A 9,690-nucleotide genomic window follows, 5' to 3' on the forward strand; every position below is an offset into this window, starting at 1 on the left:
GACAACGAGAGCATAGATTCGATGCAGCCGAACATAGAGTTAGACGCAGAGATATTGCCAAAAGTTGCACATTTCAGCCGAATTTCGCGTATTTCCAGACTTTGGGCGGTAATTTGCCTATTAGCATGGTGTCTGTTCATAAAGCTGCCTTAATTCATAGTGAGCGATAGTATTGCTAGTTTTTAAGAGCTGCATGCACTTAATATTTAGCCGCCACCGAGTATAGTCCCCATATCGTAAAAAAGAACCGCCTCCCTGAAGTGAGAGACGGTCCTTCTTGAACACATTCAAATCCAAATCGGAATCAAACCGATTCTATTTAAGCTTTGACAACGAGACGATCCAGGTGCTTAGCTTCGTAAGCAGAGATCTTATCTTCATGCTGCAGCGTAAGCCCGATATCATCAAGACCTTGCAGCAGGAACTGACGGCGGTGCTCATCCAGATCAAAGGACAGCTGAAGACCGTAGTCGTCAGAGATGGTTTTGTTCTCCAGGTCTACATTCAGCTTGTAGCCTTCGTGCTGCGCTGTGCGCTGGAACAAATCTTCAACCTGCTCTTCGCTGAGCTTAATCGGCAGAATGCCGTTCTTAAAGCAGTTGTTATAGAAGATATCCGCATAAGAAGGTGCGATAATCACTTTGAAGCCATAGTCCAGAATGGCCCAGGGAGCGTGCTCACGGGATGATCCGCAGCCAAAGTTAGCGCGGGAAATCAGTACCGATGCACCCTGGTAGCGAGGCTTATTCAGATCAAATGAAGGAATTTCGGCTCCCTCTTCTGTAAATCTCCATTCGAAGAACAGAAATTGTCCGAAGCCGGTGCGCTCAATGCGCTTTAGAAACTGTTTAGGGATAATTGCGTCTGTATCTACGTTGACACGGTCAACCGGACCGACTAGTCCAGTATGCTGTTTGAATGCTTCCATGGATGTTCTCCTCGCTTCCTGATCGGTTAATTACGCTTCCTGTGCCACTTTATACTTCCAGCCGCGGACGTCTACAAAATGTCCTTCAATAGCGGCGGCTGCCGCCATTTCCGGAGAAACGAGGTGCGTTCTGCCTCCGCGTCCCTGACGGCCTTCGAAGTTACGGTTGGATGTAGATGCACAGCGCTCACCAGGGCTAAGCACGTCCGGATTCATTGCCAGACACATACTGCAGCCCGCATCACGCCATTCGAATCCGGCTTCGACAAAGATTTTGTCGAGTCCTTCTTTTTCGGCCTGAAGCTTGACGCGTCCGGAACCCGGGACGACGATGGCATTCACGCCCGGATTAACCTTATAACCGCTGGCAACAGCTGCCGCACGGCGGAGATCTTCTATCCGTCCGTTCGTGCAGGAACCGATAAATACGCGGTCAATGCTCAATTCGGTCATTGGAGTGCCCGGCTCAAGACCCATATATTCAAGCGCCTTCTCGGCTGCTTTGCGTTCGTTCTCGGTTTCCATTTCCGCAGGATTCGGAACATTGCTGGTTACGCCAGTTCCCATGCCCGGGCTGGTTCCCCAAGTCACCTGCGGTACGAGAGTAGTCGCGTCGAAGTCCAGAATAAGGTCATATTCTGCGCCCTCATCCGTCTGAAGAAGCTTCCAGGCCTCAACTGCCTCGTCAAAAGCAGCATCTTGCGGAACGTACTGACGTCCGCGCAGATAATTGAAAGTAGTCTCGTCGGGAGCGATAAGTCCTGCTCTCGCGCCGCCTTCAATGGACATATTACAAACCGTCATCCGCTCTTCCATCGTCAGGTTGCGGATAGCTTCGCCTGTGTATTCAATAACGTAGCCAGTTGCAAAATCTGTCCCGTACTTGGCGATAATGCCAAGAATAAGATCTTTAGCCGTAATGCCGACCGGCAGAGCGCCGTTAACGCGGACTTCAAGCGTCTTCGCTTTGGACTGCTGCAGGGTTTGTGTAGCAAGCACGTGCTCCACTTCACTTGTACCGATTCCGAAAGCAAGTGCGCCGAACGCACCGTGTGTCGACGTATGGCTGTCGCCGCAGACAATCGTCTTACCCGGATGGGTAAGTCCAAGTTCCGGACCCATAACGTGTACAACGCCTTGATCCACGTGGTTGAGATCGAACAGCGTAACGCCGAAATCACTGCAGTTCTTTGACAGCGTATCAATCTGCTGCTTGGAAATCGGATCTTTGATATTGAAACGATCTTGTGTAGGTACATTGTGGTCCATCGTCGCGAAAGTAAGTTCCGGACGGCGTACCGGACGGCCGCTTAAGCGGAGTCCTTCGAATGCTTGCGGCGAAGTAACCTCATGGACCAGATGGAGGTCGATATAAAGAATGCTCGGCTTGCCTTCTTCTTGATTAATAACGTGGTTATCCCAAATCTTCTCGAATAATGTTCTTTTGCTCATGTCGTCACCCCAGATAAAGATTCCGTTTATCTAACTTTGAATAACTCCATGCTACCATTTCCTTCTTCATTGTTCCAAGATATAATAACTATAGCCTTGATAGGTAAAACCAATAAACTCACCGGGGGGATTCCCGCATGGAACTTCGTCAACTTCAATATGCCGTTCAAATCGCGATTGAACGTAATTTTTCTCGTGCAGCCGAAAAACTTCATATAGCTCAGCCCTCTCTGAGCCAGCAGCTATCCAAACTAGAGCGCGAAATTGGCGTTTTACTTTTCCAGCGCAGTACAAATTCCGTTGAACTCACGCATGCGGGTTCGATTTTTGTAGAGAAAGCCCAGAGCATTCTAGACAGCCTGGAGCAGTTAAAGCAGGAAATGGAAGACATCTCCCTTATGAAGAAAGGACGGCTGGTGGTCGGCAGTATGCCGATTACCGGCTCGACTATCATGCCTTATGTGCTGCCGGCTTTCCAGGCAGCCTATCCCGATATTGAAGTCATCCTTGTGGAAGAAACATCATCCAATCTGGAGAAGCTAACCTTAAGCGGGCAGACGGACATTTCGCTGCTTGCTCTCCCCATGCAGGAAGATACGCTTGTCTACACCCCGCTTCTGGATGAAGAAATCGTCATTGCTTTCCCGCCGAACCATCCGCTGGCGATCCGTCACTTAAACAGCGGGAAACCGGTTGATATCGCGGATCTGGAGAATGAATCATTCATCGCATTAAAAAAAGGCCAGGGATTCCGCAAGATCAACGTGAAATTGTGTCAGGATGCAGGCTTCACTCCCCGCATTGTCTTTGAAAGCAGCAACATGGAAACCGTTCAATCCCTCGTCGCCGCGGGAATGGGGATTGCATTCGTCCCGTATCTCATTTCCAAACGCAATCGCAGTGAATTGTCGCCGGTACATTTGCCTTTGCACAATCATCCTTCCCGCACGCTGGTTATCGCTCATCGCAAGGGCCGCTACTTGTCTAAAGCCTCCGAGGCGTTTATCCAAACCATGCAGAAAGTGATGCTTGAGCAAGGCACTCATCTGTAAGGAGTTCCAGCCCTTCTTTCCCTTCTTTTGTTTCATCTCTCCCCCTGCCGGGTACAAATTGGTACGGCAAGTTAATTAAGACAAGAGGAGAGTGGAACCATGATTGGACTGATTATTACCATCATAATGGCCGTGGTCATCGGGATAATTGGTGATGCAATTGTGAGAAGCAATATGCCCGGAGGCATTATCGGCTCCATGATCGCTGGTTTTGTGGGAGCTTGGCTCGGAGCTTTATTACTGGGCAATTGGGGTCCCCAAATCGGTGGCTTCGCAGTAATCCCGGCTATAATCGGCGCAGCCCTCTTTGTTTTCCTGATCGGTATGATCAGCCGTGCTTTCAACCGTAGTAACGCTTAATCCAAGAACACTTCCACATTTAGTATAAATGTACCAGTGTTATAACACTTTAACTTAAAAGGAGATGGATCAAAATGTCTAACGAATCCAAAGGAACCGGTTTATTGCTAGGTACTCTTGTAGGTGCAGGTGTCGGTGCGCTGACTGCTTTGCTGCTTGCCCCGAAATCAGGTCGTGAATTCAGAGACGATTTATCCATCAAATGTTCCGAATGGGTAGCGAAGGGTCAAGAAATGGCTGCTGAAGCCAAAACAAAAGTTGCGGATGTAGCTACACGCGTTAACGAACAAACAAGCACACTGGTTGACCGCTCCAAGGAAATGGTTAGTAGTGCAGCCAGCACATCCAAAGATTTGTTGAGCAGCGCTGAATCGTCCGCTCAGAATAAACTTGATGATGTCAAAGACATGAATGATAAAAGCACAAATCAACTGGTTAACGGAACGGATCATAACTCGAACAAACCGATGAATTAAGCGACTTGTGAGAACGTGCATCGCATCCGTTCCTCCAACATCGGCAGCCAGCTTCTCTGCGGAGAGCTGGCTGTTTTTGTTAGAGGCCGCAATAGCGCCCCATACCAACTTAACGACAGAGGTGAACCTTGATGAACATGTCCCCACCCACCCGTAAGCATCCGGTTCCTGGAGAGGTCCCTATTCCTTCGCAGGAGCCTTCTAAGAAAGAACTGGCGCTGGAACGGCTTGCGACTACATTGGAACGCTCCGAGTACAAGGATCTGATTGAGAATTACCTCAATCCGCGCAAACGCATTATAACGAACTTCACAGCCGGCCTTGCCAGAGGGCTAGGGTTAACGATCGGGACTACAGTTGTCATTGCTCTCCTCGGCTGGCTCGTCTCCCAGTTCGTCTCCATGCCGATCATTGGTGAGTTTATTGCCAAAATCGTTTCATATGTGGATATGTATAAGTAAGAGAGAACAAATTTCTCATCCTATAAAACAGCCCTATCGGCAGCCGGCTTAGCGGGTTTCGGATAGGGCTGTTTCTTCTTGAGAGGAAGTTCCTGCATTCTGTGAAGCTCCATTACAAAAGGCCAGCAATAGATCTGCTGGCCTTTAATGAAACTTATTCTTAGACAAAAAGAGCATCGACTTGTTCCCGCTTCATTTCTTCATTCAAAATCGCTGCTACCGGAATTGGTTCTTTATCCGGTTTGACCAGGAAGGTCTCCTGCAAATAAAAACCATGTTCCTTGGCTTGGGCGTAAGATTGGCAAAAGTGATCCGCTGCACGTATGGCACGATTGTATTCCGAATACGTCTCTAACAGGTTTCCTTTACTCAGCGGATTGGATGAAGCTCTTATACACAACTGATAATTTGTGCTGTCTACTTCTCGAACCAGAATCTCGCTGCCTTCGCATTCGATCGTATATTTGACTGTCATACGGTTCACCGCCTTTATTGTAATGGGATTTGTGTGAATTGGTTATACCTTTATAATACCCATATAGACGAGCCCTTGAAACCGGTTCCTTCCAGAGACAGCACGAGTTTTTTAGAACAGGAGGGTCATGCAAGCTTATTTCAGGTTCGAATCCCTTCGTTTACCTTTGATAATATCCCCTGTCCAACCTTTATAGTACAACCAGCCCAATACGATCACCGGAAGAATGGCTATCAGACCAAGAGCAATGAAATAGCCCGTCTCCCACTCGAGTTCCGGCATTTTCTCGAAGTTCATCCCCCATATCCCAGCCAATAAAGTCGGCGGCGCAAATACGGTCGTAAAGACCGTCAGCGTCTTCGTAATCTCATTACCGCGGTAATTTGCGATACTGGTGTCCAACGCAAGAAGAGCTTCTACCTCCTCTTTATAGAGATCCAGCCTTGTTGTGATCCGTTCGATCTTAATTGACGTCCTGCGGTGTTCAATCCCTTCCTCCATATCCTCCACGAAGAGCTCTTTCGTTGTCATAATGGTATCCTTAAGGGGTCTGAACCACTTGCTTATATCCAGCAGTTCATACCGTCGGTCGAGAATGCGATCAAGGAGTTTGGCATTGTTCTTATTGCGCATCTCTTCTCCTACCTCATGCATTCTTTTCTCATAATCCGTTAATTCGTGGAGGAGCCTCTCCGCAATATAACCGAGCAGTACAAAAAGCCCCTCTAAAGCATTATTTGCACTCAAGACTTGTTCTTCGATCGTCTCAGCTTTAAAAGGTTCCAGCAAGGAGAGATCAAAATTAATGGTGACCAAGTGATCTACATTCACCAGAAAATGAAACAGCGGAGTACCTTCTCTACACTTAGCATCGAAATCATAGTAAAAAGCCCCTTCCAGCAATTCACTCTGCTCGTGACGGTAAATACGGGCTTCAAACGGCTCCTGGGCCGCCTCCTTAACGGAAGATTTGACTTCATCAGGAAGTTTGTCCAGAGCAGCTCTTAAATCTCCCTCTTTGTCCTGCAGGTTATGCCAGATCCATTGCTTATCGGATTGAAGATCTTTATCTTTCTGCTCAGCCACTGATTATCCCCCTTCTGATCCAAATTTGAAATCATTGTCCAAACAAAAAGAACACGTCTCGCAACGTGTTCTTTTGTGCAATCATGCTTGCCGTCAATCCGCATTAGGTTTGTTCTTCTCAAAATACTTCCGAAGTTTATCTAATGCTCTACGCTGAATACGTGACACGCTCATCTGGGAGACACCGAGATCTTGCGCTATTGTACGTTGCGAATAACCATCCACATAGGCAAGCATCAGTACTTTCTGTTCCTCGGGCTTCAGATGACTCATGGCTTCTTGCAAGTCGAGCTTATTGTCGACGTTCAAATACTCATCAATCTGCGTACCTAGCACATCTCCAATAGTTGATCCGTTCTCTTCAGTGGATAAAGGCATGTCTAAGGATACATAATGATAGCATTCCCGTCCTGCCAAGATTTCAATCGTTTCTTCGGCGGTCAGACCTAACTCTTCCGCAATTTCATTCACATTAGGCGAACGTTCCAAACGCATGGTTAAATGATCGATTGCCTGCTGAATTTGAAATCCCTTTTCTTTAATCCGCCGCGGAACTTGAATATACCAGGACTTGTCACGAAGGTAATTCTTCATATGACCAATAATACTTTTCATCATATAAGCATCAAACTGCACACCCAGTGTAGGATCAAACTGCTTAAACAGCTTAAGCAGAGAAATGTTGCCGATCTGGACCAGATCCTCATGAAGATCCGGCCGGTTTCGGGACATTTTCGATGCTGCCATTTTTACAGTAGACTCATATTGGATAAGCAAAGAGGTAGCGATATCATTGCATTCAGTCTCCTGATACTGTCGAATCAGATCATGGATATGCTCCATCTCTTTCCTCTCGGATTGTAATTTCATACCATTTCCTCACTTTTGCTGACCATCTTCGTTAAAATAACAACTGTGCCTTGTTCCCCTTTCACTTCCACATGGTCCATTAAGGCCTGCATCAAATATAACCCTAGGCCTCCGCTGCTCACTTCATCCAGCGATTTGTTGTGAAGTGAATCGGCTGAGCGCACTTTTCTGTCATGGTCAAAGCTAAGTCCTTGGTCTTGTACAAGAATTCTCAGTCCATTGTCGATATCTTCGAAATGAACTTCCATATTCCCGCCTTGACCAGGCTCATAGGCATGAACAACCACGTTGTTACATGCTTCTGAAACTGCTACTTTCATATCTTCGATATCTTCATAAGAGAAGCCCATTTTGGAGCTGATCCCGTACAACGTTAAACGAACGAGGTCGATATAGTCAGCTTCCGCAGGCAGTGTCAAACGTACAGTTCGATTATTCGATTCCATATACCCTTTTCTATCCTTTCTTAATTAACAGTATTAGCTACAGCGGACAAGAACGGGGTTAACCCGGTCAGATCAAACAACTTCTGTACTTTGGGAGGAATATTCTCCACTCCAAAAGGAGCTTTGAGAGCATGACGGGTTTTGATAATCGTCAAAATCACTCCAATGCCCGTGCTGTCGATATATGTCAATTCTTTAAGGTTAAGAATAAGCTTGCGATTGGTTTCTTGAACGAACGGATCAATCGCTGAATTGAATTCGGAAGCTTTGGAGAGGTCTAACTCTCCGATCAAGGAGATGATATTATCATCATCCGTGAGTTGTTTTTCCATTCTAAATTTGTTCTCTTGCACCATTGAATTGGCCTCCTTAGTAAATGACCCGCCTATATAAGATTAAAGCATACTCCTACATTACCCTATTCCAGGGCTTATGAAACAACTTTTTTTTGTTCCGCTTTCTAATTTGTAAGAGCCGTCTTATTTGACGGCTACGCTTTTGTTCTCCGTAGAGCGTACTTGCTTGATTCTCTTCCACATATCCAAAGCAACGGGAACAAGTGGAGCAATCCGATTCACGATACTTTTAGGAGAGTTGAGTTCCTTCTCTACCTTATTTCTCATAGTGCTTGTTACGGTTGCTGACGTCTGGCGGACAGATGTTGAAATCTCATTCACCACATCGCCGACATTCTTAATGGTATAGAACGTTTTGTCCAAAGCCTGCAGTTTATTGCGCACATCCACACTAACTTCATTGGTATGACGTATTAACTCATTGGCTTCTTGGCTTACTACTGTCAGCTGCTGCTGCACCTGCTGAATGGTCTGGTTCGTTTGAGCGACCAGCTCCGTTACCGAACGAAGAGTTTTTACTAAGAAAACAACGAGTACCACAAACGCGATTGCAATGAGAGCTACACTTATTTGCCAAATCATGAACATTCCTCCTTCTTATGCCTGCACCTAATTTGATAGGTTTCATCCGTGTTCTATCATTAGTAACCATTGCGGCAGAGCATTGAAACAGTTATTTGAACTTGTTTCGGCGAAGGTGCCACCGGGTAATCAACATGTAGAACACCATTACAAGATTGATCCCAAAGATCGATATTTAAGGAGGAACTATTCCATGGCTAAAACAGCAACCAAAGAACAGCAAACCGTAACTCTTTTGAATAAACAGGTCGCAAACTGGGCGGTCATGTACGTCAAGCTTCATCAGTTCCATTGGTACTTGAAAGGTCCTTCCTTCTTTGTACTGCACGTTAAATTCGAAGAACTGTATAAAGAAGCAGACCTATACTTAGATCAAATTGCAGAGCGTATTCTTCAATTGAAAGGCAAACCGTTATCTACAACGAAAGAATTCCAAGCTAACTCTTCGATTAAAGAAGTTTCACCTGAACGTAACGCCGGACAAATGGTCGAGGAACTTGTTCAAGATTTCAAGACCATTACCGAAGAATCCAAAGAGCTCATTGAAGCAGCTGAAGAAAGCGGCGATCACGGCACGGCGGATATGATTACTGAAATTTGCATGAACCTTGAGAAACACATTTGGATGCTGGAATCTTATATGAACGACTAAGAGATAACTTGCATCGGCAATACCCCTAGGAAGGAGGGATTCCCATGGATCAAGACAAGAATGTCGAAATTGAAAAGCGGCATATTGAGAAAAGGTCAGACTCCAGTGCAGTCGCTTCTACCTTTATCAAATATGCAGCTTATATGATTATCTTCTTTGGCTTCCTTTACTTCCTAGTGCAATATGTATTCCCTAAATTCTAATAGGTATAGAATATAAATGACCAGCCTTATAGGCTGGTTCAGCCTGTAGACAAAGTTCCGTAAGGAGCAGGGTCTACAGGCTTTTTTATCGAATTAGTAAGTAAAACGGTGAGCCGAGGTGTAAAAAATGCTGAGTAAGAGCAATAACGAAGGTCGCTTTCAAATTTCCGTTCATTCCTTGGACGAGTTAGTACCTAAGCATCATTTAGTACGTAAAATCGAGAATGCCATCGACTTCACTTTCATCTACGATCTGGTTCGAGACAAATATAGCGCCGAAATGGGACGACC

At 46.0% G+C, this 9,690-nt stretch carries 14 protein-coding genes and 1 pseudogene; 7 read left to right on the forward strand and 8 right to left on the reverse strand.

Features of this window, described 5'->3' with window-relative positions; translation table 11 throughout:
* Positions 1-319 precede the first annotated feature (319 nt).
* Together leuD and leuC are read right to left on the reverse strand one after the other, a co-directional pair.
* Complete coding sequence (leuD, locus tag EDM21_RS22850) at positions 320-928, reverse strand: 3-isopropylmalate dehydratase small subunit (protein ID WP_157338690.1); 609 nt, start codon at positions 926-928, stop codon at positions 320-322.
* A 30-nt stretch (positions 929-958) separates the two neighbouring features.
* Positions 959-2,380 (reverse strand): 3-isopropylmalate dehydratase large subunit, encoded by a 1,422-nt coding sequence (gene leuC, locus EDM21_RS22855; protein WP_157338691.1) that lies wholly within the window; start codon positions 2,378-2,380, stop codon positions 959-961.
* 137 nt (positions 2,381-2,517) lie between these two features.
* Between leuC and EDM21_RS22860 the strand changes: the two genes are divergently transcribed.
* The 4 genes from EDM21_RS22860 to EDM21_RS22875 all read left to right on the forward strand — a co-directional run bounded on the left by EDM21_RS22860 (position 2,518) and on the right by EDM21_RS22875 (position 4,729).
* Positions 2,518-3,432 (forward strand): LysR family transcriptional regulator, encoded by a 915-nt coding sequence (locus EDM21_RS22860; RefSeq protein WP_157338692.1) that lies wholly within the window; start codon positions 2,518-2,520, stop codon positions 3,430-3,432.
* Positions 3,433-3,531: 99 nt separating this feature from the next.
* On the forward strand, positions 3,532-3,792 hold the full coding sequence (locus tag EDM21_RS22865; protein ID WP_157338693.1) for a GlsB/YeaQ/YmgE family stress response membrane protein: 261 nt from the start codon (positions 3,532-3,534) through the stop codon (positions 3,790-3,792).
* Positions 3,793-3,866: 74 nt separating this feature from the next.
* The gene (locus EDM21_RS22870; protein WP_157338694.1) at positions 3,867-4,268 is read left to right on the forward strand and encodes a YtxH domain-containing protein; all 402 of its coding nucleotides are present in this window, start codon (positions 3,867-3,869) and stop codon (positions 4,266-4,268) included.
* 137 nt (positions 4,269-4,405) lie between these two features.
* A complete protein-coding gene (locus EDM21_RS22875) occupies positions 4,406-4,729 on the forward strand; it encodes a DUF5665 domain-containing protein (RefSeq protein ID WP_235918332.1) in 324 nt (107 codons plus the stop codon).
* Positions 4,730-4,889: 160 nt separating this feature from the next.
* Here the strand turns inward: EDM21_RS22875 and EDM21_RS22880 are convergent, their stop codons facing one another.
* The 6 genes from EDM21_RS22880 to EDM21_RS22905 form a co-directional block, all read right to left on the reverse strand.
* Positions 4,890-5,204, reverse strand: a complete 315-nt coding sequence (locus EDM21_RS22880) for a hypothetical protein (protein WP_157338696.1) — start codon at positions 5,202-5,204, stop codon at positions 4,890-4,892.
* A 135-nt stretch (positions 5,205-5,339) separates the two neighbouring features.
* The gene (locus EDM21_RS22885; RefSeq protein WP_166542144.1) at positions 5,340-6,290 is read right to left on the reverse strand and encodes a CorA family divalent cation transporter; all 951 of its coding nucleotides are present in this window, start codon (positions 6,288-6,290) and stop codon (positions 5,340-5,342) included.
* A 93-nt stretch (positions 6,291-6,383) separates the two neighbouring features.
* Positions 6,384-7,160: a sigma-70 family RNA polymerase sigma factor gene (locus tag EDM21_RS22890; RefSeq protein ID WP_157338697.1), complete on the reverse strand. Its 777-nt coding sequence runs from the start codon at positions 7,158-7,160 to the stop codon at positions 6,384-6,386.
* Complete coding sequence (gene rsbW, locus EDM21_RS22895) at positions 7,157-7,606, reverse strand: anti-sigma B factor RsbW (protein ID WP_157338698.1); 450 nt, start codon at positions 7,604-7,606, stop codon at positions 7,157-7,159. The genes EDM21_RS22890 and rsbW overlap by 4 nt, the downstream gene beginning before the upstream one ends.
* 20 nt (positions 7,607-7,626) lie before the next feature.
* Complete coding sequence (locus EDM21_RS22900) at positions 7,627-7,962, reverse strand: STAS domain-containing protein (RefSeq protein ID WP_068775465.1); 336 nt, start codon at positions 7,960-7,962, stop codon at positions 7,627-7,629.
* A 123-nt stretch (positions 7,963-8,085) separates the two neighbouring features.
* On the reverse strand, positions 8,086-8,544 hold the full coding sequence (locus EDM21_RS22905) for a DUF948 domain-containing protein (RefSeq protein ID WP_157338699.1): 459 nt from the start codon (positions 8,542-8,544) through the stop codon (positions 8,086-8,088).
* Between the two features lie 193 nt (positions 8,545-8,737).
* Between EDM21_RS22905 and EDM21_RS22910 the strand changes: the two genes are divergently transcribed.
* The 3 genes and pseudogenes from EDM21_RS22910 to EDM21_RS25155 form a co-directional block, all read left to right on the forward strand.
* A complete protein-coding gene (locus tag EDM21_RS22910; RefSeq protein ID WP_157338700.1) occupies positions 8,738-9,196 on the forward strand; it encodes a Dps family protein in 459 nt (152 codons plus the stop codon).
* Positions 9,197-9,240: 44 nt separating this feature from the next.
* The gene (locus tag EDM21_RS24665) at positions 9,241-9,399 is read left to right on the forward strand and encodes a hypothetical protein (RefSeq protein ID WP_166542145.1); all 159 of its coding nucleotides are present in this window, start codon (positions 9,241-9,243) and stop codon (positions 9,397-9,399) included.
* 127 nt (positions 9,400-9,526) lie between these two features.
* A pseudogene (locus EDM21_RS25155) lies at positions 9,527-9,690 on the forward strand (IS5/IS1182 family transposase); the annotation flags it as partial.

The organism is Paenibacillus lutrae (assembly GCF_009757775.1).
Classification (GTDB): Bacteria; Bacillota; Bacilli; order Paenibacillales; family NBRC-103111; genus Paenibacillus_F; species Paenibacillus_F lutrae.

Coding starts and splice junctions, on each gene's coding strand:
- leuD (WP_157338690.1), bottom strand. CDS start 928: ATGGAAGCATTCAAACAGCATACTGGACTAGTCGGTCCGGTTGACCGT.
- leuC (WP_157338691.1), bottom strand. CDS start 2,380: ATGAGCAAAAGAACATTATTCGAGAAGATTTGGGATAACCACGTTATT.
- EDM21_RS22860 (WP_157338692.1), top strand. CDS start 2,518: ATGGAACTTCGTCAACTTCAATATGCCGTTCAAATCGCGATTGAACGT.
- EDM21_RS22865 (WP_157338693.1), top strand. CDS start 3,532: ATGATTGGACTGATTATTACCATCATAATGGCCGTGGTCATCGGGATA.
- EDM21_RS22870 (WP_157338694.1), top strand. CDS start 3,867: ATGTCTAACGAATCCAAAGGAACCGGTTTATTGCTAGGTACTCTTGTA.
- EDM21_RS22875 (WP_235918332.1), top strand. CDS start 4,406: ATGTCCCCACCCACCCGTAAGCATCCGGTTCCTGGAGAGGTCCCTATT.
- EDM21_RS22880 (WP_157338696.1), bottom strand. CDS start 5,204: ATGACAGTCAAATATACGATCGAATGCGAAGGCAGCGAGATTCTGGTT.
- EDM21_RS22890 (WP_157338697.1), bottom strand. CDS start 7,160: ATGAAATTACAATCCGAGAGGAAAGAGATGGAGCATATCCATGATCTG.
- rsbW (WP_157338698.1), bottom strand. CDS start 7,606: ATGGAATCGAATAATCGAACTGTACGTTTGACACTGCCTGCGGAAGCT.
- EDM21_RS22900 (WP_068775465.1), bottom strand. CDS start 7,962: ATGGTGCAAGAGAACAAATTTAGAATGGAAAAACAACTCACGGATGAT.
- EDM21_RS22905 (WP_157338699.1), bottom strand. CDS start 8,544: ATGATTTGGCAAATAAGTGTAGCTCTCATTGCAATCGCGTTTGTGGTA.
- EDM21_RS22910 (WP_157338700.1), top strand. CDS start 8,738: ATGGCTAAAACAGCAACCAAAGAACAGCAAACCGTAACTCTTTTGAAT.
- EDM21_RS24665 (WP_166542145.1), top strand. CDS start 9,241: ATGGATCAAGACAAGAATGTCGAAATTGAAAAGCGGCATATTGAGAAA.